This window comes from Cupriavidus sp. KK10 (assembly GCF_018223725.1).
Lineage (GTDB): Bacteria > Pseudomonadota > Gammaproteobacteria > Burkholderiales > Burkholderiaceae > Cupriavidus > Cupriavidus necator.
Window position 1 is genome coordinate 2,714,237 of the sequence record NZ_CP073677.1, and the last position, 20,250, is coordinate 2,734,486.

General features: G+C 69.8%; 11 protein-coding genes. 7 read left to right on the plus strand and 4 right to left on the minus strand.

What is annotated here, in order from left to right; genetic code table 11:
- The first annotated feature begins 32 nt into the window (after nucleotides 1-32).
- Entirely contained in the window at nucleotides 33-848 is an 816-nt protein-coding gene (locus KB879_RS12940) for an erythromycin esterase family protein (RefSeq protein ID WP_249221296.1), read from the plus strand.
- On the opposite strand, the gene KB879_RS12945 is transcribed toward KB879_RS12940, so the two are convergent.
- From KB879_RS12945 to KB879_RS12960, 4 genes are all read right to left on the minus strand, one after another.
- On the minus strand, nucleotides 842-1,405 hold the full coding sequence (locus tag KB879_RS12945; RefSeq protein WP_211981621.1) for a BON domain-containing protein: 564 nt from the start codon (nucleotides 1,403-1,405) through the stop codon (nucleotides 842-844). The genes KB879_RS12940 and KB879_RS12945 overlap by 7 nt on opposite strands.
- A gap of 44 nt (nucleotides 1,406-1,449) precedes the next feature.
- A complete protein-coding gene (locus tag KB879_RS12950) occupies nucleotides 1,450-2,592 on the minus strand; it encodes a flavodoxin family protein (protein ID WP_211981624.1) in 1,143 nt (380 codons plus the stop codon).
- A 150-nt stretch (nucleotides 2,593-2,742) separates the two neighbouring features.
- The gene (locus KB879_RS12955) at nucleotides 2,743-3,186 is read right to left on the minus strand and encodes a PA2169 family four-helix-bundle protein (protein ID WP_153953481.1); all 444 of its coding nucleotides are present in this window, start codon (nucleotides 3,184-3,186) and stop codon (nucleotides 2,743-2,745) included.
- Nucleotides 3,187-3,223: 37 nt separating this feature from the next.
- The gene (locus KB879_RS12960; RefSeq protein ID WP_153953480.1) at nucleotides 3,224-3,595 is read right to left on the minus strand and encodes a hypothetical protein; all 372 of its coding nucleotides are present in this window, start codon (nucleotides 3,593-3,595) and stop codon (nucleotides 3,224-3,226) included.
- A gap of 342 nt (nucleotides 3,596-3,937) precedes the next feature.
- Between KB879_RS12960 and KB879_RS12965 the strand changes: the two genes are divergently transcribed.
- The 6 genes from KB879_RS12965 (at nucleotide 3,938) to KB879_RS12990 (ending at nucleotide 20,130) form a co-directional block, all read left to right on the plus strand.
- Nucleotides 3,938-7,354 (plus strand): alpha-1,4-glucan--maltose-1-phosphate maltosyltransferase, encoded by a 3,417-nt coding sequence (locus KB879_RS12965; protein ID WP_211981627.1) that lies wholly within the window; start codon nucleotides 3,938-3,940, stop codon nucleotides 7,352-7,354.
- A 21-nt stretch (nucleotides 7,355-7,375) separates the two neighbouring features.
- Nucleotides 7,376-10,741: a maltose alpha-D-glucosyltransferase gene (treS, locus tag KB879_RS12970; protein ID WP_153953478.1), complete on the plus strand. Its 3,366-nt coding sequence runs from the start codon at nucleotides 7,376-7,378 to the stop codon at nucleotides 10,739-10,741.
- A complete protein-coding gene (glgB, locus tag KB879_RS12975) occupies nucleotides 10,738-13,008 on the plus strand; it encodes a 1,4-alpha-glucan branching protein GlgB (RefSeq protein WP_211981628.1) in 2,271 nt (756 codons plus the stop codon). The genes treS and glgB overlap by 4 nt, the downstream gene beginning before the upstream one ends.
- On the plus strand, nucleotides 13,005-15,239 hold the full coding sequence (gene glgX / locus KB879_RS12980) for a glycogen debranching protein GlgX (RefSeq protein ID WP_013953208.1): 2,235 nt from the start codon (nucleotides 13,005-13,007) through the stop codon (nucleotides 15,237-15,239). The genes glgB and glgX overlap by 4 nt, the downstream gene beginning before the upstream one ends.
- Nucleotides 15,236-17,485, plus strand: coding sequence for a 4-alpha-glucanotransferase (gene malQ / locus KB879_RS12985; protein ID WP_211981629.1), 2,250 nt, complete (start codon nucleotides 15,236-15,238; stop codon nucleotides 17,483-17,485). Before glgX ends, malQ begins: the two co-directional genes overlap by 4 nt.
- A 110-nt stretch (nucleotides 17,486-17,595) precedes the next feature.
- Complete coding sequence (locus KB879_RS12990; protein WP_013953210.1) at nucleotides 17,596-20,130, plus strand: glycogen/starch/alpha-glucan phosphorylase; 2,535 nt, start codon at nucleotides 17,596-17,598, stop codon at nucleotides 20,128-20,130.
- Nucleotides 20,131-20,250: the final 120 nt, after the last annotated feature.

Sequence of the window (20,250 nt, forward strand, 5' to 3'; positions counted from 1 at the left end):
TCCGGCGCTGTTATCCCGGATACCGATGCGACATGCCACACCACCGGGCTGACCCCCACGCCGCCGCCGCGATTGCGGCTGCGGCGGTTCCGTTACCGCCCATCGACGACCCGGCGGCGAGCCTATTCTGCGGTCCGTTTGCCAATGCCACCGGCGTGCTGGCCGATATGCTGGCCCGACACCGCGTGGTGCTGCTGGGCGAGAGCACGCATGGCACCAGCGATTTCTATCACGCCCGCGCTGCGCTGACGGCGCACCTGGTGGCCCGGCACGGCTTCCGCATCATCGCGGTCGAGGCAGACTGGCCAGATGCCGCGGCAGTCGACCGCCACGTGCGCGGCCGCCCGCCACTGCCAGCCGAATCGCCCGGCGCAGCCTTTACACGCTTCCCGGTCTGGATGTGGCGCAACCTGGAGGTGGCGCGCTTTATCCGCTGGCTGCACACGCACAATGAAGCGTTGGCGCCTGCGCAGCGCGCTGGATTCTTCGGCCTGGATATCTACAGCCTGCGCGCTTCCATGGCCGCAGTGCTGGCCTACCTGGAGGGCGTAGATCCGCAGGCCGCCCGAGCGGCGCGCGAGCGCTATAGCTGCCTGGAACCGTGGGGCAGGGATCCGGCGCGCTATGGGCGCGCCGTGCTGCACGGCACGCATGCCGACTGCGAGGATGCCGTCGTCGCACAGCTGCAGGCGCTGCTGGACAAGCGGCTGGCCTATGCCCGGGCGGGCCACGAGGACTTTCTCGATGCCGCGCAGAACGCGCGCCTGGTCGCCTCAGCCGAGCGCTACTACCGCGTGATGTACCACGGCAGCGACGACAGCTGGAACCTGCGCGACACACCTCAGTAGATGCGCATGCCGTGGCCCGGATGCGCTTGCGCTGCGGCCGTCCGCGCCACGTGCAAGTGGTTGACCAGATCCTTCACGCCGAAGATCTCGTCGGCAATATCCTCGATCCGATACTTCTGCAGCCGGTCCGGCACACTGCCCTCCAGCGTCACCACGCCCTGCTCGACCCGGACTTCGACATCGCTTAGGTCCAGCCGCGCGCTGCGCGAGAGTTGCTCGCACAGGTCCTCAAGAATGCGCTCGTCCGTGCGCTGGTAGTTGCGCGGCCCCACCGGCCGCGCCCGCAGCGCGCCCCGGTAGAGATCCATACGCTCGTTGTAGCCAGTGAACTGGCGGTAGGGATCGGCCAGGCCCCGGGTGCGCGGCGCCGGCGCGTCCGGCGGCATGCGCTCCGGCCGCCATTCCCGCGCCTCCCGGCGCCCGCCAGACTCGCCCGGGTCCACCGGCTCGTCATAGTCGTAGACCCCGTAGGCGCCCATATAGTGGCTGCGCATATCGGCTTCAGGCACGGTGCTCTCGTGCCATGGCTGGCCGCGCCAGTTGTCTCTGCGATCCATCGTCGTCTCCGCTAGCCCCGATTCGTCAGTCCGTCTGCATCCTGCTACTTCTGCCGCGGCGGCACCAGTCCGCGGTCCGGCGCGCCCAATTCGCCCTTGCGCAACTGCCGCACCGCACACGCCAGCGCGCGCGCCACGTTGTCCACTTCGCCCTGTACGCCAGGGTCTTCGTCCAGTGCCACGTGGCTGGTGGCATAGGGCTCGTAGTAGCCGATATACCGGTCCAGCCGCGCCTGCGGGCCCGCATCGATCAGGCCCATCCAGTCCAGCCAGTCTGCCAGCGCGCGGCGCACGCCCTCGGTGCCGGCCACGTCGCCGTGCACCACCAGTCCGTAGGCGCGCCCGGACAGGTGCTTGGGATAGTCCCAGCCGGACAGCTCCAACGCCTTGGCGCGCACCACGTCCTTGCCATGTGTGCTGGTGGGGTCGGGATTGCCGCCGTCGGCACAGACCAGCCGGTCCATCATCAGCTTCAGCGGACTGGCAGCCTGGTACCAGTACACGGGCGTCACGATCAGCACGCCGTGGCAGGCCGCCCAGCGCGGATAGATTTCGTTCATCCAGTCGTTGACCTGGCCCAGCGCATGGTTGGGATAGCAGCTGCACGGCCAGTGGCATAACGGCATTGCCGTCGACACGCACGCCTTGCACGGATGGATGCGCAGGTCGGCATCTGAAGCGAGCAGGCTCAGGTCGAGCAGATCGACCTCGATGCCGTCCGCCTCCAGCCGTTCCCGTGCGCGCCCGGCCAGGCGCCAGGATTTCGACATCTCGCCCGGGCAGGTGTAGTCGTTGCGCGCCGCGGCGCACACCAGCAGCACGCGCGATGGCGTGGCGGGATCGGCCTGGCGCTGCTGAGCGCTGCGCACGGCCTCGCTGGCGGCGCGCCACTCGTCGGAGAGTTCATAGTCCGGATCGGCATGGCCAGGCCCGGCCTTATGTGTCCGGGGTGCCTTGCGGCCTTCCTGGTAGGCATACCAGGCGATGCGTTCGAGACGGTCCAGCGCCTCATCCTCCTGCCGGTATGCGGGATCCGTGAAGCGCGCAAGAAAGCGCTGGCGGAAAGTGTCGCGCGGCAGCGGGGTGGTCACCTGTCCCTTGCGCACATCTTCCGGGTTGCCGGGATGGCGCGGCGCACGGGGCGCATCCTGCGATGGTCGGGCTGGCTTGGGCGGCTGCTCGGGCATGACGGTCTCCGTACGGGATGCATGTCCCGCAGAATGCAAGATGAGCGCCATCCCCGGGCGGCATGCATTCCGCGCGGCGCCCTGCGTGGCGGCCGGCCGCGCGTGCAATTCGTTCGTTACCTTGTAAGAAATGCGGTCTCGGGCCGGCGGCTACGGGCTTGCCGGCGGCGTCCGGTACTGCTGCTGCAGCACGCGAAACAGCTCGTGGCTGACCTGCACCCCACGGTACTGGCGGCGCACCACGGCGCGCAGGCGCGCGCCCAGCACCTGCGCGCGCAGGGCCCGCGCATAGCGCCGCTGCACGGCGTGCTCGCGCTTGCTGACCGCTTGCAGGATGGACCGGTCCGAGCCGTGCTTGCCGATGGCACGTCCGGCCGACGCAGCCGAGGCCGCCGTCATGTCGGGCAGCTGCCCCAGGTCAAGCAGGCACGCCTGCAGTTCCCGCGCCGCTTGCGCAAACGCATTGGCGCGGCTGGTGAGCAGCGATTTCAGGTGGGGATTGACGGCGGCCAGCGCTGCGCCGCGGCAGCCAAGCTCGCCTTCGCGCGATGCCGCAATCAGCGCATTGAGCAACAGGATCTTCTTCTTCGCCATGACACACCTGCCCTGGTCCGCGTGCGGACCTGTGAAGTCACCGATCGGGGCCGGCTGCCGCCGGCGGTTGCTCGCTCGCGCCGGACGTGCGCCGCACACCGGGCTCGTGCAAGGATAGCGGCTCGATCCGCGCGCCGCCAGTGGCTGCAAGCGCGCGGTGCGAGGCGGGCGGCCACGCCTTGCGGGCCTCGCGCGTGCCGCGCAGGTTCATCGCGATCAGCGCCAGCTGCAGGACGACCAGCGCGTAGGCGCCGCCGTGCCAGCCCCAGGCAATCCACAGCACGTTGCTGGCAAGGAAGACCCAGAAGCCGGCCCGCCGGCGCGCGGTCCGGCGTGAGCCGACCAGCCAGGTGGCCACCACCGTCACCACCATCGCCGGCCATTGCGCTGCCTCCAGCCACCAGTCCATGCGTCTCCTTCCGCGGCCTTCCCACCGTGCCGGGAACAACACGCGCTGCCCAACAGGGGCAAGAAGCGTACCGGCGGGGACACCGCGCTCCATCGGCCCCACTGCCCTGCGCGTTCTTTCCATCGGCACGGCGCGCACCGGTAGTTTTTACAAGCAGTACGGCATCGCGCACATGAGGTGCCGCGGCGCTTGCCCTTGAGGGGCCTTGGCCGGGCGCGCAATGGCGACTGGCCGGGCGCGCTGGCACGCACTTCGCATGGCTGTGCCATCCCGCCGGCGTGCCGCGAGGTGCCGGACCGGGATTTTTGTTGCTCCGTCGGAGCGAAACACCGGGAGGACTTTGTGCGGATCTGCCAGATCGACCTGACCGGAACGCCCGATGCCGATGAACACGCGCTCCAGCGCGTGGCGGCACTGGGCTTCGACCACGTACTGATCGGCGGCTGGCCGCACCTGCCCGGCGAAGACGCTTTCGCGGCTTGCGCCCGGCACGGGCTGGCCCCGCTGCTCGACATCTCACTGGACCGCTATGCGGTCGACCACGCCGACGGCGCCTGGCCAGCTCCCGACCCTGGCTGGGTCGACAGTGCGACCCCAGCCTTCGCCCCACACGAGACCGACAGCCACATCCCCGGCGCGCGCCTGCGCTGGCATGACCAGCGCGCGGCCGACGCGTTGGTGCAGTGGTGGGCGGCCCGGCTGCGCCAGGCCTGGGCGGCAGGCGCGGCGGGCTTCTGCTGCCGTGCGCCGGCACGCGTGCCCGGCCGGCATTGGGCCGCGCTGACCGGCACGCTGCGCAGTGATGCCGTGCCGGCACAGGCGCGCGGTGCACCGTGCTTCCTGGCGTGGACGCCGGGACTGACGCCGGCGCAACTGAATGACCTGGCGCCCGCCGGCTTCGACGCCGCCTTCTGCTCGCTGCCATGGTGGGACTTTCGCAGCCCCTGGCTGACCGAGGAAATCGCGCGGCTGCGCCCGTTTGGCCGGGTGCTTGCCGCCCCCGCGCTGACGCCGGCAAGCCATGACGCGCTCAGCGCGCGGCGTGCGCTGTGGACCGCCGCGGCGATTGGCGACGGCATCCTGGTGCCGGCCGGCTTCGAGACCGGCGGCGCGCTGGCACGCGACCCGCTGGCCGCGGATGGCGCCGTGCATCAGGGTGCGCCGTACGACATCACCCATGAGCTTCTGGAAACCAATACCTGGCTGGCTGCGCGCGATCCGACACCGGCCCTCGCCGTGCGGCTGCTGAGCGGACCCGACGCGCCGCTGACGGTGCTGGCACGGCTGCCTGTGCCGAACGGCGCCTGCGCCCCGCCCGACGCGGCAGGCAACCGTAGCGACCCTGCGGTACCCGATGGCGCCGCCGCCCTGGCAGTGGTACTCAATCCGGATCCCGCAGCGCCGGGCACGCTGGGCGCCGACCGCGTGCTGAGCGCGCTGCCGCACGCCAGCGCACACCTGGAATTGTCACTGGGTGGCCCGGGCGGGACGCTTGATGCCAACCACCGGCTCGATGCGCTGGCCAGCATCACGCTGGCGCCCGCCGATATCCGCCTCTATGAAGTGCCGCCGGTGCCCCTGACGCGGCCCGGCATGCCGGCCGCCGACGCGCGCGCGCCGCACGGCCATGAAACGCTGGCCGCCACCGGCCTGGGCAGCGTGGTGGCGGCGATGGAGGCCCCGCGTATCGCCATCGAGCACGTCGAGCCCGCCTGCAACGAAGGCCGCTTCGCCGTGCGGCGCGTGGTGGGCGAGCGCGTGACCGTCAGTGCCGATATCTGGATGGATGGCCACGACAAGCTTGCCGCCGCGGTGTTGTGGCGTGCGCCGGGCCAGACTGGCTGGCACAAAGCGCCGATGCAGCCCGTGATCAACGACCGCTGGGAAGGCAGCTTTCCGCTGGTAGCGCTGGGCCGGCATGAATTCACGGTCGAGGCCTGGCGCGACACCTTCGCCAGCTGGCTCGACGAGATCGGCAAGAAGCGCGCGGCCGGCCTCAACGTGGCACTGGAGATCGAGGAAGGCGCGCGGCTGGTGGCCGATGCGCTGCTGCAGCCTGCCAGGAACGGGAAGCAGGGCAATGGCAGCAAGGACAACCGGAAAGTACCCACGAACAGCGAGCTCTCAGCCATCGTCGACGAACTGACCACCGCTGCCGGCGATGACGCCCGCCGGCAGGAGATCCTGCTGTCGCCACGCACGGCGGCCACGATGCAGGCAGTGATGGCAACCCCGGCGGGGCGCCCGTTTGCCTCGCGTCATCCGGTGGCCATGCCGGTTGAGGCCGATCGCCTGGCCGCGCGCTACGCCAGCTGGTACGAGCTGTTCCCGCGTTCGCAAAGCAACGACGAGACCCGCCACGGCACCTTCGACGATGTCATCGCCAGGCTGCCCGCCATTCGCGCGATGGGCTTCGACGTGCTTTACTTCACGCCGATCCACCCGATCGGACGCACCCACCGCAAGGGCCGCAACAACAGCCTGCGTGCCGAGCCGGGCGATCACGGCAGCCCCTACGCCATCGGCGGCAAGGAAGGCGGCCACGATGCGCTGCATCCCGAGCTCGGCACCTTTGAAGACTTCCGCCGCCTGCGCGACGCGGCGGCCAGACATGGCCTGGAGCTAGCACTGGACTTCGCCATCCAGTGCTCGCCCGACCATCCGTGGCTGCGCGACCACCCGGAATGGTTCGCACACCGCCCCGACGGTTCGCTGCGCTATGCCGAGAACCCGCCCAAGAAATACGAGGACATCGTCAACGTCGACTTCTACGCCGCCCCGCCGGCGGGCGCCGCGCTATGGCAGGCCCTGCGCGACGTGGTGATGTTCTGGGCCGACCAGGGCGTGCGCATCTTCCGCGTGGACAACCCGCACACCAAGCCGCTGCCGTTCTGGGAGTGGATGATCGCCGACGTGCGCGCGCGCCACCCCGACACCATCTTCCTGGCCGAGGCCTTCACCCGGCCGAAGATGATGGCGCGGCTGGCCAAGCTGGGCTTCAGCCAGTCGTACACGTACTTCACCTGGCGCAATGCCAAGTGGGAGCTGACCGAATACCTGACCGAGCTGACGCAAAGCCCGCTTCGCGACTTCTTCCGGCCGCACTTCTTCGTCAACACACCTGACATCAACCCCTACTTCCTGCACCAGGGCGGTCGCCCCGCGTTCCTGATCCGCGCGGCGCTGGCCACGCTGCTGTCGGGGCTGTGGGGCATGTACAGCGGCTTCGAGCTGTGCGAGAGCGCGCCCTTTGTGCTGAACGGCAAGGTGCGCGAGGAATACCTTGATTCCGAGAAATACCAGCTGCGCGTGCGCGACTGGCAGCAGCCCGGCAATATCGTTGCGGAGATCTCACGGCTCAACGAGATCCGCGCCGGGCACCCGGCGTTGCAGAACCACCTGGGGCTGCGCTTCTACCATGCCGGCAGCGACGCGGTGCTGTGGTTCGCGCGCTTCATGCCGGGCACCGACTACCTGTTCGGCGACGACGTGCTGCTGGCCGCAATCAACCTGGACCCGCACACGGCGCACGAGGCCGATATCGAAATCCCGTTGTGGGAATGGGGGCTGCCCGACCAGGCCGGCCTGGCGGTGCACGACCTGATGCAGGGCCGGCGCTTCGAGCTGCGCGGCAAGCTCCAGCGCATCCGGCTGGATCCGGCGCAACTGCCCTTCACGGTCTGGCATGTGCGCCCGCTGGAGCGTCCCGCTCCCCGCCCACCCGTAGCGCCGGCCTCGACCGACCCGCACGGCGCCTGACAGGGATACGTGGAGACACGGATGAAACGCCTTACCGAAACCGGCAGTGCCGCCCTGCTCAACGCCGATCCGCTCTGGTACAAGGACGCGATCATCTACCAGCTCCACATCAAGTCCTTCTACGACGCCAACGGCGACGGCGTGGGCGATTTTGCCGGGCTGCTGGTCAAGCTCGACTACCTGGTCAACCTGGGTGTGGACACGGTCTGGCTGCTGCCGTTCTATCCGTCGCCGCGACGCGACGACGGCTACGACATCGCCGACTACCGCAACGTCCACCCCGACTACGGCACGCTGGCCGAGGCGCGCCGCTTTATCGCCGCGGCGCACGCGCGCGGACTGCGCGTGATCACCGAGCTGGTGATCAACCACACCTCCGACCAGCATCCATGGTTCCAGCGCGCGCGCAACGCCAAGCCCGGCTCGGCGGCGCGGCGCTACTACGTGTGGTCGGACCATGACCAGGCCTACGCCGGCACCCGCATCATCTTCTGTGACACCGAGAAGTCCAACTGGAGCTGGGACCCGGTGGCGGGCGCCTACTTCTGGCACCGCTTCTACTCGCACCAGCCGGACCTGAACTTCGACAACCCGCAGGTGCTCAACGAGGTGCTGTCGGTGATGCGCTACTGGCTCGACATGGGCGTCGACGGGCTGCGCCTGGACGCGGTGCCCTACCTGGTCGAGCGAGAAGGCACCAGCAACGAGAACCTGCCCGAGACCCATGCCGTCATCCGCCATATCCGCGCCCACCTGGACGCGCGCTTCCCCGGCCGCATGCTGCTGGCAGAAGCCAATATGTGGCCTGAGGACGCGCAGCAGTACTTCGGCCTGACCGGCCCGGAGCCGGAAGGCGACGAATGCCACATGGCCTTCCACTTCCCGCTGATGCCGCGCATGTACATGGCGATCGCGCGCGAAGACCGCTTCCCGATCACCGACATCATGCGCCAGACGCCGGAGGTGCCGCCCAACTGCCAGTGGGCCATCTTCCTGCGCAACCATGACGAACTGACGCTGGAGATGGTGACCAGCAGCGAGCGCGACTACCTGTGGGAGGTCTACGCCACCGACCGGCGCGCGCGCATCAACCTGGGCATCCGCCGCCGGCTGGCGCCGCTGATGGAGCGCGACCGCCGCCGCATCGAGCTGATGAACAGCCTGCTGTTCTCGATGCCGGGCACGCCGGTGATCTACTACGGCGACGAGATCGGCATGGGTGACAACATCCACCTGGGCGACCGCGACGGCGTGCGCACGCCGATGCAGTGGTCGCCCGACCGCAACGGCGGCTTCTCGCACGCCGACCCCGAGCGGCTGGTGCTGCCGCCGCTGCAGGGGCCGCTGTACGGCTACGAGGCCGTCAACGTCGAGGCGCAGGCGCGCGACCCGCATTCGCTGCTGAACTGGATGCGGCGCATGCTGGCGCTGCGGCGCAAGCACCGTGCCTTCGGCCGCGGCGCGCTGCGCTTCCTGTTTCCCGGCAACCGCAAGATCCTGGCCTACCTGCGTGAATACGAGGGCGAGCACATCCTGTGCGTGGCCAACCTGTCGCGCGCGCCGCAGGCGGTGGAGCTGGACCTGTCTGCCTTCAACGGCCGCGTGCCGGTGGAGATGATGGGCGCCACGCCGTTCCCGGCCATCGGCACGCTGACCTACCTGCTGACGCTGCCGCCCTATGGCTTCTACTGGTTCGTGCTCAGCGACGAGGCACAGCCGCCGTCGTGGCACGTGGAGGCGCCTGAGCAGATGCCAGACCAGATCACCCTCGTGATGCAGAACATTGGCCGGCCGGAGCTGACCGACGCCTCGCGCCGCATCATGGCCAGCGATGTGCTGCCGCACTACATCGGCCGGCGCCGCTGGTTCGGCGCCAAGCACGAGCGCATTGAGCGCATCGACCTAGCCTATATGCTGCCATTTGCGCGCGGCAGTAGCGGCGAAGATGTCTACCTGGGTGAGGTCGAGGTGGTCCTGCCTGGCCGCACCGAACGCTACCAGCTGCCGCTGGGCATCCTGTGGGACCGGGAGAGCGCCGACAGCGTGTCGCAGCTGGCACACGGCCTGTCGATGGCGCGCGTGCGCCAGGGCAGCCGCGTGGGGCTGGCCACCGACGGTTTCGTGGTCGAGCCCTTTGCGCGCGAGGTGGTGCGCGCGCTGCGCAATGACGTGCAGATGCACGCCGGGAACGACATCATCCACTTCCGCGCCGAGCCCGGCCTGGCCGCGCTGGAACTGGAACTGGAGCGCGCCCCGATCGAATACATGTCGGCCGAGCAGTCCAACAGCTCGCTGTCCTACAACAACACCGCCGTGCTCAAAATGGTGCGCCGGGTCTCTGGCGGCATCCACCCCGAGGCCGAGATGACGCGCTACCTGACGGCGCAGGCTTATGCCCACGCGGCGCCGCTGCTGGGCGAGGTGGTGCGCACCGGGCCAGATGGCGTGCCGCATACGCTGATGCTGCTGCAGGGCTATGTCCTGAACCAGGGCAATGGCTGGGACTGGACCCTGGACTACCTGGGCCGCGCCATCGATGACGCGCTGCCCGCGCAGGAGAGCGAGGACGAGTTTGCCGAGGCCATGAACGGCTACGCCGCGCTGGCTGGCACGCTCGGCCGCCGGCTGGCCGAGCTCCATGCGGTGCTGGCACGGCCCACCGGCGACGACGCCTTCGCGCCGTTGCCGGCCACCGAACGTGATGCGCGCGCGTGGGCCGGGCAAGCCCTGCGTGCGCTGCAGCGCGCGCTGACGCGGCTGGAGCCTCTGCCCGCCACCGTGCCGGGACCGGTGCGCCAGGCCTGCGAGACCGACGTGCAGGCCCTGATGGCCGCGCGCGACGCGCTGCCCGCACTGGTCGAACAGCTCTCCGCCGCCGCGCCTGGCAGCCTGCAGACGCGCATCCACGGCGACTTCCACCTGGGCCAGGTGCTGATTGCGCAGAACGACACCTACCTGGTCGACTTCGAGGGCGAGCCCGGCCTGCCGCTGGACTGGCGCCGGCGCAAGACCTCGCCGTTGCGCGATGTGGCCGGGCTGCTGCGCTCGCTGGACTACGCCGCGGCCACGGTCGGCACCGACCGCCAGGAGCGCACCCACAGCGAACTGCCGCCGCAGCTGGCCGAACGCCGCGCGCTGCTGCTGGAGCGCTTCCGTACCACCGCCAGCGAAGCCTTCCTGAACTGCTACCACCAGCACATGCAGGACTCGGGCACACCCTGGGTCGCGCCCGGCCAGCTGCAGCCGTTGCTGGACCTGTTCCTGCTGGAACGGGCGGCCTATGAGGTCGACTACGAAGCCGCCAACCGCGTGGCCTGGATCGACCTGCCGGTCAGCGGCCTGGCGCGCCTGCTGCGCAAGCTGCTGGCGCCGGGAGACCAGCCATGACCCCCGCCCATGGTACGAAGCCTGGCATGCTGCCGGTCCACGAGCTCGAGGCCTTGCTCGGTGCCCGCCACCATGACCCGTTTGCCGTGCTGGGTCCGCACCCTGACGGCGACGGCACGCTGGTGCGCGTCTGCCTGCCGGGGGCGACGTCGGCGCAGCTGACCGATGCGGGCGGCACGCCACTGGCGGAGATGGCGCTGCTGCACGGCGGCGGCGTCTTCGCCGCGCGGCTGCCACGCGAATACAAGGGCAGTGCGCCCGATTACCGGCTGCGCGTGCAATGGTCCGACGGCACCGGGCAGTACAGCGCCGACCCTTACGCCTTTGGCCTGCTGCTGGGCGAACTGGACCTGCACCTGATCGCCGAGGGCCGCCACTTCGAGCTGGGCGCCTGCCTGGGCGCGCAGTGGCAGCGCGTGGACGGCATCGACGGCGTGCGCTTTGCCGTGTGGGCGCCGAACGCGCAGCGGGTCTCGGTGATCGCTGACTTCAACGGCTGGCACCCGGCGCGGCACCCGATGCGGCTGCGACACCCCAGCGGCATCTGGGAGCTGTTCATCCCCGCCGCGCTGGGCGCGCAGCCCGGCAGCCGCTACAAGTACGACCTGCTCGACCCGCACGGCACCGAGCTGCCGGACAAGGCCGACCCGCTCGCGCTGGCCACCGAGGCACCCCCGGCCACCGCCTCGGTGGTGACCGGACCGGACCAGGGCGCGCCCCCCTTCGCCTGGCATGATGCCGACTGGATGGCGCGCCGCAGCGCCGCTGATCCCTATGCCGCGCCGATGTCGGTCTATGAAGTCCATGCCCTGTCGTGGCTGCAGGCGGCCAACGACCCGCAACGCGGCTGGGACATCCTGGCCGAGAGGCTGGTGCCGTACGTGCAGGAACTGGGCTTTACCCATATCGAGCTGCTGCCGATCACCGAGCACCCGTTTGGCGGCTCCTGGGGCTACCAGCCGCTGTCACTGTACGCCCCCACCGCGCGGCTGGGGCCGCCGCAGGCCTTCGCCGCATTTATCGACCGCTGCCACCACGCCGGCATCGGCGTGATCCTGGACTGGGTGCCCGCGCACTTCCCGACCGATCCGCACGGGCTGGCGCGCTTCGACGGCACCGCGCTCTATGAGCACGAGGACCCGCGCGAAGGCTTCCACCAGGACTGGAACACCCTGATCTACAACCTCGGCCGCAACGAGGTGCGCGGCTTCCTGCTGGCCGGCGCGCTGCACTGGCTGGAGCACTTCCACGCCGACGGCCTGCGCGTGGACGCGGTCGCATCCATGCTCTACCGCGACTACAGCCGCGAGCCCGGCCAATGGGTGCCGAACCGCTTCGGCGGCCGCGAAAACCTGGAAGCCGTCGACTTCCTGCGCGAACTGAACGCCGTGGTCCACGAACGCTGCCCCGGTGCGCTGACCATCGCCGAAGAATCCACCGCGTGGCCCGGCGTGACCGCCAGCGTCGCCAGCGGCGGGCTTGGCTTCGACTTCAAGTGGAACATGGGCTGGATGCACGACACGCTGCATTATCTCGGGCACGAGCCCGTCCATCGCGCCTGGCACCACCAGGACATGACCTTCGGGCTGGTCTATGCGTGGTCCGAGGCCTTCGTGCTGCCGCTATCGCATGACGAGGTGGTGCACGGCAAGGGCTCGATGATCGGCAAGGTGCCCGGCGACGAGTGGCAGCGCTTTGCCGGCCTGCGCGCCTACTACGGCTTCATGTGGGCGCACCCGGGCAAGAAACTGCTGTTCATGGGCGGCGAGCTGGCGCAGTGGCAGGAATGGAACCACGATGCCGAGCTTGACTGGGCCTTGCTGGACCACCCCATGCACCGCGGCGTGCACACGCTGGTGCGTGACCTGAACCGCCTCTACCGCGAGCTGCCTGCGCTGCATGCGCTGGATCACCGCCCGGAAGGCTTCCATTGGGTAGTGGGCGACGACAACCACAACAGCGTGTTCGCGTGGCTGCGCCGCGCGGGCCCATACAGCCGCGAGGTGGTACTGGTGGTGGTCAACATGACCCCGGTGCCGCGCCATGGCTACCGGCTCGGGGTGCCGTACGCCGGTGCCTGGCAGGAATGCCTGAATACCGATGCCGCCGTGTATGGCGGCAGCAATGTCGGCAACGGCGGCGCGGTAGCGGCAGTGGACGTGCCTTCGCACGGGCAGCCGGCTTCGCTCGCGCTGACGCTGCCGCCGCTGGCCACGCTGGTGCTGCGCTTCGATCCGGGCGGCGGCATCCAGGGCGCATCGCCATGAGCCGCCAGTTCGCGGACCGGCTGCTGCCGGGCAAGCCGTATCCCCTCGGGGCCCACTGGGACGGCCTGGGAGTCAATTTCGCGGTGTTCTCGGCCCATGCCTCGCGCATCGACCTGTGCCTGTTCTCCGACAACGGGCGCAAGGAGCTGGCGCGCCTGCGGCTGCCGGAATGCACCGACGAGATCTGGCACGGCTACCTGCCCAATGCGGCGCTCGGCACGCTGTACGGCTACCGCGCGCACGGCCCCTACGATCCCGCGCACGGCCACCGCTTCAACCCGCACAAGCTGCTGCTGGACCCGTATGCGCGCCAGTTGAGCGGCCCGGTGCGCTGGTCCGATGCGCTGTTCGGCTACCGCCTGCAAAGTGCGCGCGGCGACCTGACACCGGACCGCCGCGACAGCGCCCCCACCATGCCCAAGGCGGTGGTGGTCGACGAAAGCTTCCACTGGGGCGACGACCGCCCGCCCGCGGTGCCGTGGCCGTCCACGGTCATCTATGAAGCCCACCTGCGGGGCCTGTCGATGCTGCGCGACGACCTGCTGCCCAACCTGCGCGGTTCCTTCGCCGCGCTGTGCGACCCGCGCTTTATCGACCACCTGGTGCAGCTCGGCATCACCACCGTCGAGCTGCTGCCGGTCCACGCCATCCTGCAGGACCGCTTCCTGCTGGAGCGCGGACTGCGCAACTACTGGGGCTACAACACCATGGCGTACTTCGCGCCCGAGCCCGCCTACCTGGGCACCGGACAACTGCAGGAATTCAAGGTGGCGATGCGGCGCCTGCACGCGGCCGGCATCGAAGTGATCCTGGACGTGGTCTACAACCATACCTGCGAGGGCAACGCGCTGGGGCCGACGGTGTCGTGGCGCGGGCTGGACAACGCCAGCTACTACCGGCTGGTGCCGGGCGACGAGCGCCACTACATCAACGACACCGGCTGCGGCAATACGCTCAACCTGTCGCATCCGCGCGTGCTGCAGATGGTGATGGACTCGTTGCGCTACTGGGTGCAGTGCTACCACGTCGATGGCTTCCGCTTCGACCTGGGCACCACCCTCGGGCGCGAGGGCAATGGCTTCGATGCGGGCTCGGGCTTTTTCGATGCGCTGATGCAGGACCCGGTGCTGAGCCGCGTCAAGCTGATCTCCGAGCCGTGGGACCTGGGCCCGGGCGGCTACCAGCTTGGCAACCACCCGCCCGGCTTTGCCGAGTGGAACGACAAGTTCCGCGACGTGGCGCGCCGCTTCTGGCGCGGCGACGCCGGCCACCGCGGCGAACTGGCGGCGCGGCTGGCGGCCTCGGCCGACCTCTTCGACCGCCGCCACCGGCGCCCGTGGGCCAGCATCAACTTCATCACCGCGCACGACGGCTTCACGCTGGCCGACCTGGTCAGCTACAGCAACAAGCACAACGAGGCCAACGGCGAAGACAACCGCGACGGCACCGACGACAATGCCAGCGCCAACTGGAGTCCCGACGGCAGCGTCGAAGGCCCCACCGACGACCCCGCCATCCTGGCCTGCCGCGCGCGCGTGGCGCAGGCGCTGATGGCCACGCTGCTGCTGTCGCAGGGCACCCCGATGCTGACCGCCGGCGATGAATGGGGCCGCAGCCAGCAAGGCAACAACAACGCCTACTGCCAGGACGACGAGATCTCGTGGCTGGACTGGAAGCAGGCCCAGACGCCCGGCGCGCAGCCGCTGCAGCACATGGTGCGCCGCCTGCTGGGCCTGCGCCGGCGGCTGCACTCCCTGGCCGGCGACCGCTTCGCGCACGGGCGCGAGGAGCCGGCGCGGGGCATTGCCGATATTGCCTGGTTCGATACAGACGGCAAGCCGCCCACGCCCGAGGAATGGGCCGACCCGGAGATCCGCACGCTCGCGCTGCGGCGCGCGGCAGCGCCGCCCCAACCGGAGCGTGCGCAGCTGGGCTCGCTGGCTCAAGAGGAGGAGACCGATGCCGACACCGTGCAGGTGACCTTGCTGCTGCTCAACGCCGGCGATGCCGATGCCTCCTTCCTGCTGCCCGAGCCCGCGCTGGCCTGGACGCTGCTGTTCGACAGCAGCCGGCCCGACGCCACCGAGGCCGAACTCGCAGGTGAGGCGGTCGCCGACAGCCAGGTGGTGGCGGGCCACTCGCTGGTGCTGCTGGCGGCCCAGGCGCGCAGCCGCCAGAGCGCGCCCCAGGAAAGCCCGCCCCTGGGCGCGCCGCAGGAGGTACAAGCGTGAGCCGGCGCGCCACCCGCCACGACGCGCCCACGCCGCTGCATGCGCTGGCGCTGTGCGCGGGCCTGCTGCCCCGGTGGACGGATGCCTGGAACCAGCCCCAGACTGTCTCCGACGCCGCGCTGCGGCGCGTGCTGGACGGCCTGGGCCTGCCCGGCGCCACCACTGGCCAGTGCGAAGCGTCGCGCGCGTGGCTTGCCTCCGATGACGCCGCGCATGCACTGCCGCCGCTGGTCACCGCCGAGCGCGGCAAGCCGGTGGCGGTGCCGTGGCCGCATACGCTGCCGCAGCGGTCCTACCGCATGACGCTGGAAGACGGCGCCATCGTCACTGGCACCGCGGTGCGTGGCAACCATGACAGCGCGCGCAACAGCGACGGCACCATGCTGCTGCCTGCCATCGACGTATGCGGCTACCACCGCCTGGAACTGGGCGATGCGCACACCGTGCTGGCGATCGCGCCGCCGCGCTGCTACGGCGTTGCCGATGCGCTGCGGCACGCCGGCCGCGCGGGCGAACTGAGCCGGCCCTGGGGCCTGGCAGTGCAGCTCTATGGCCTGCGCCGCGGCGCGCCCTGCGGCATGGGCGACCTGAGCGCGCTGGCGCAGTGCTGCATCAGCGCGGCCGGCGCCAGCGCCGACGCGGTGGCCATCAATCCGCTGCACGCCGGCTTTGCCGCCCTGCCCGAGCGCTATAGCCCGTATGCGCCGTCCAGCCGCCTGTTCCTGAATCCGCTCTATGCCGACCCCGCCGTGCAATTCGGGCAGGCCGCGGTGGACGCGGCCGTCGCCGCGCTCGGCGCGGGCGAGGCGCTGCAAGCGCTGGAAGCCCGCAGCGAGATCGACTGGATCAGGCTGACGCCACTGCGCTACGCCCTCCTGCGGTGGCTATGGGAGCGCAGCGAAACGCTGCTGCCGCGCGCGGCGCTCGATGACTGCGCCGCCTTTCGCGCGCGCGGCGGCACTGCGTTGCACGCGCACGCCTGCTACGAAGCCATCCAGGCCCGGCGGCTGGCCGACAGCGCCAACGGCATGAACCACAACGCCGCGCCTGACTGGCGCTGCTGGCCGGTCACGCTGCGCTCGCCCGGCGATGCCGCCGTGACGGCCTTTGCACAGGCCCATGCCGATGAGGTCACCTACCACGCTTTCCTGCAATGGATCGCCGCCGACGGCATGGCACGCGCGCAGCGCGCGGCACGCGGCGCGGGCATGGCGGTCGGCATCGTTTCCGACCTGGCGGTGGGCGCCGACCCTGGCGGCAGCCAGGCCTGGACGCGGCAACAGGAGATCCTGGCGGGCTTCCATGCCGGCGCGCCGCCGGACCTGTACAACCCGCTCGGGCAGGACTGGGGCGTGGCGGTGTTCTCGCCGCGCGGGCTGCGCCGCCGCGGCTATGCGGCCTTCCTGGAGATGCTGCGCGCCAACCTGGCCCATGCCGGCGGGCTGCGCATCGACCATGTGCTGGGGCTGGCACGCATGTGGCTGGTGCCGGCCGGTGCCCCGGCCAGCGAAGGCGCCTACCTGCGCTATCCGCTGCAGGATCTGCTGCGGCTGGTGGCGCTGGAATCATGGCGGCACCGCGCGATCATCATCGGCGAAAACCTGGGCACGGTGCCGCCGGAGCTGAATGCGGCGCTGTCGGCCCGTGGCGTGCTGGGCATCGACGTGCTGTGGTTCCAGCGCGAAGAGCGCGCGCCAGCCGATGCCGCGGAGGCAGCTCAGCGGGTGCCCACCCCTGCGCCCGACGCCGTGCCGGCCTTCCTGCCTCCCGCAGCCTGGCCGCCCGATGCCGTCGCCACCACCTCGACGCATGACCTCCCCACAGTCACCGGCTGGTGGGCCGGCCGTGACCTGGCGTGGCGCGACCGGCTGCACCTGCTGGCGCCCGGCGAAACCCTTGCAGTGATGCAAGCCGGCCGTGCGCGCGAGCGCGGCGCGCTCTGGCAGGCGCTGTGCGAAGCGGGGCTGTGCAGCGGCGCCGTGCCGGGCCCTGCCCATGCCCCGCTCGATGCCGTGCTGGCGTGGCTGGGCACGGCGCGCACCGCCATGCGCCTGGTGCCGCTGGAAGACCTGCTGGGCGAGGCCGAGCAGCCCAACCTGCCCGGCACCACCAGCGTCCATCCCAACTGGCAGCGCCGGCTCGATGCCGATGTACGTGCGCTGTTCGATACCCCGGTGGTGCGGGCGCGGGCTGACGCCTTGCGCGGCGGCCGGCACGGCGCACGCCATCCGCCGCCGCGCGCGTAGCCATCGGTCGCCCGCAATAAGTGCCGCCTGCAAGACCAGCGCCGCGATCTCCCTGCAGGGATTGCTCCATCCACTAAGCTTGACGCACGCACATGCGCAGGAGCCTCGCCATGAAGGAATCTATCCGGCCCGAGCATGCCGATGACACCCGTACCGCCCTCTCCGGCGCCAGCCTGCGCCGGGCCTTCCTCGACCACGTCTTCCATACCCAGGGCAAGCTGCCCGGCCACGCCAGCCAGAACGACCTCTACCAGGCCGCGGCGCATACCGTGCGCGACCGCCTGGTGCAGCGCTGGATCAGCACCGCCGAGGCCTACCTGGGCCAGCCCTCGCGCACCGTCGCCTACCTGTCGGCGGAGTTCCTGATGGGCCCGCACCTGGGCAACAACCTGATCAACCTGGGCATCTTCGACGAGGTGCGCGAGGCCATGGCCGCTGCCGGGCTGGATCTCGACCGCATCCTGGAGCAAGAGGTCGAGCCGGGGCTGGGAAATGGCGGCCTGGGCCGGCTGGCGGCCTGCTTCATGGATTCGCTGGCGACGCTGGAAATCCCCGCGCTCGGCTATGGCATCCGCTACGAATACGGCATCTTCCAGCAGACCATCATCGACGGCATGCAGGTGGAATCGACCGATACCTGGCTGCGCAACGGCAACCCCTGGGAGATCCAGCGCTCAGAGTGGGCCGTGCAGGTGCGCCTGGGCGGCCACACCGAACACTACACCGACGACCGCGGCCACTACCGCGTACGCTGGGTGCCGGCCAAGACCGTGGTGGGTGTGCCGTTCGACTCGCCGATCCTGGGCTACCGCGTCAATACCGTGAACACCCTGCGGCTGTGGCGCGCAGACGCCACCGAGGCCTTCGACTTCCATACCTTCAACCGCGGCGACTACCTGGGCGCGGTCAGCAAGAAGGTCACTTCCGAGAACCTGACCAAGGTCCTCTACCCCAACGACGAGACCAGCCAGGGCAAGGAGCTGCGGCTGGAGCAGCAGTACTTCTTCGTCGCCTGTTCGCTGCAAGACATGCTGCGGCTGCTCGCCGTTGACGGCATCCCGGTGACGCGCTTCCACGAGAAGTTCGCGGTGCAGCTGAACGACACCCACCCGGCCGTGGGCATTGCCGAGCTGATGCGGCTGCTGGTCGACGACCATGACCTGCCCTGGAACGAGGCCTGGCACATCACGCAGAATGCCTTTGCCTACACCAACCACACACTGCTGCCCGAGGCGCTGGAGCAGTGGCCGCTGCCGCTGTTTGCCCGTGTGCTGCCGCGCCATCTCGAAATCATCCTGGAGATCAACGCGCGCTTGCTGGACGAGGTGCGGATCCGCTTCTACGGCGACGAATCGCGCCTGGCGCGGCTGTCGCTGATCAATGAGTACGGCGAACGGCAGGTGCGCATGGCCAACCTGGCGTGCGTGGGCAGCCACGCCATCAACGGCGTAGCCGAGCTGCACTCGCGCCTGATGCGCGAGGACGTGCTCAAGGATTTCTACGAGATGTGGCCGGAGAAGTTCACCAGCATCACCAACGGCGTGACGCCGCGGCGCTGGCTGGCGCTGTCCAATCCGCGCCTGACGCGGCTGGTGTCGGAGGCGATCGGCGACGGCTGGATCTCCGACCTGGCGCAGATCCGCGCGCTCGAGCCATATGCCGAGGACGCGGGCTTTCGCGAACAATGGCACGCCGCGCGGCACCAGAACAAGGTGGCGCTGGCCGAGCTGGTCCGCGACACCACCGGCGTGGTGGTGGACCCGTCCTCCATGTTCGACGTGATGGTCAAGCGCATCCACGAATACAAGCGCCAGCACCTGGCGGTGCTGCATGTGATCGCGCTGTACCACCGCATCAAGTCCGACCCCGGCACCGAGGTCCAGCCGCGCACCTTCCTGTTCGGCGGCAAGGCTGCGCCGGGCTACGCCTATGCCAAGCTGATGATCCGCTTCATCACCTCGGTGGCCGACGTGGTCAACCGCGACCCGCAGATGCGCGACCGGCTCAAGGTGGTGTTCCTGCCCAACTTCAACGTCACCTACGGGCAGCGCATCTACCCGGCGGCCGACCTGGCCGAGCAGATCTCGCTGGCGGGCAAGGAAGCGTCCGGCACCGGCAACATGAAGTTCGCGATGAATGGCGCGCTCAATATCGGCACCATGGACGGCGCCAATATCGAGCTGCGCGAAGCAGTGGGCAACGACAACTTCTTCCCGTTCGGCCTGACCGCGCCGGAAGTCTATGCGCTGCGTGCAAGCGGCTACGACCCTGCCGCCTACTACCACAGCAACCCGCAGCTGCGCGCGGTGATCGACCTGGTCCAGCAGGGCTTCTTCTCGCGCGGCGACCCGGCGCTGTTCCGTCCGCTGTTCAACCCGCAGCAGATGCACGATCCCTACCTGCTGATGGCCGACTTCGCCTCATACATCGAGTGCCAGGAGAAAGTCTCGCAGGCCTTTGCCGAGCCGGCGCGCTGGCAACGCATGTCGGTGCTGTCATGCGCGCGCTCCGGGCGCTTTTCATCGGATCGGGCGATCCGCGAGTATTGCGAGCGCATCTGGCACATCGAGCCGGTGCCGGTCCGGCTGCTGCACCGCGCCAGCGGCGCGCCCTGGCAGGGTGAATCTCCGGTGCGCGCCGCGTAAGCGATGTGACGGGCACTGCGGGCGTGGGCTAGCGCACGTCCGCAGTGCGCCGGAAGTTTCTACAATGGCCCATGTAACAAAGCCCGCGCTGGCGGTAGCCCCCGCCAGCATGCGGCCTCG

What these genes read in the sequence shown, in the direction of transcription:
- KB879_RS12940 (WP_249221296.1), top strand. Translation starts at nt 33, where the DNA reads ATGCCACACCACCGGGCTGACCCCCACGCCGCCGCCGCGATTGCGGCT.
- KB879_RS12945 (WP_211981621.1), bottom strand. Translation starts at nt 1,405, where the DNA reads ATGGATCGCAGAGACAACTGGCGCGGCCAGCCATGGCACGAGAGCACC.
- KB879_RS12950 (WP_211981624.1), bottom strand. Translation starts at nt 2,592, where the DNA reads ATGCCCGAGCAGCCGCCCAAGCCAGCCCGACCATCGCAGGATGCGCCC.
- KB879_RS12955 (WP_153953481.1), bottom strand. Translation starts at nt 3,186, where the DNA reads ATGGCGAAGAAGAAGATCCTGTTGCTCAATGCGCTGATTGCGGCATCG.
- KB879_RS12960 (WP_153953480.1), bottom strand. Translation starts at nt 3,595, where the DNA reads ATGGACTGGTGGCTGGAGGCAGCGCAATGGCCGGCGATGGTGGTGACG.
- treS (WP_153953478.1), top strand. Translation starts at nt 7,376, where the DNA reads ATGAAACGCCTTACCGAAACCGGCAGTGCCGCCCTGCTCAACGCCGAT.
- glgB (WP_211981628.1), top strand. Translation starts at nt 10,738, where the DNA reads ATGACCCCCGCCCATGGTACGAAGCCTGGCATGCTGCCGGTCCACGAG.
- glgX (WP_013953208.1), top strand. Translation starts at nt 13,005, where the DNA reads ATGAGCCGCCAGTTCGCGGACCGGCTGCTGCCGGGCAAGCCGTATCCC.
- KB879_RS12990 (WP_013953210.1), top strand. Translation starts at nt 17,596, where the DNA reads ATGAAGGAATCTATCCGGCCCGAGCATGCCGATGACACCCGTACCGCC.